Consider the following 411-nt stretch of genomic DNA (forward strand, 5'->3'; position numbering starts at 1 on the left):
CACACCGATCATTTTGGGAAGAAACGACTTGACTTAGCGGGCCCTCTCCTCGCTAACCTTTTCAGGATGCTTCTTCGAAAACTTACCAAGGATGTTTACCGCTATCTTCAAAAGGTTGGGACATGAAACTTTTGACATTCCCATGCTTATCTGTATCATAGTGTGTTGAGACGCACAAAGAGTTCAACTTGGCCCTTGCCGTCAAACACCAGACTATCACCAATGGTCTTAAATACTCCCTTGCCACCGGAAATTGGGGTGACCAAAAGAAGTCGATGTCATCCAAGGCAGGCGTGTCGCAGGTCTTAAACAGAAACACCTATGCTTCCACTCTTTCCCATTTGCGCCGATGTAATACGCCTCTTGGACGAGAAGGAAAAATAGCAAAACCCCGTCAACTACATAATACGC

General features: G+C 46.0%; 1 protein-coding gene. It reads left to right on the forward strand.

Annotated features, from left to right (window positions below; translation table 11 throughout):
• Nucleotides 1-188: 188 nt before the first annotated feature.
• On the forward strand, nt 189-411 hold a 223-nt coding region (locus tag GSQ94_RS15745; protein ID WP_216843105.1), incomplete at its 3' end, for a hypothetical protein.

This window comes from Granulicella sp. S190 (assembly GCF_009766095.1).
Taxonomy (GTDB): domain Bacteria; phylum Acidobacteriota; class Terriglobia; order Terriglobales; family Acidobacteriaceae; genus Edaphobacter.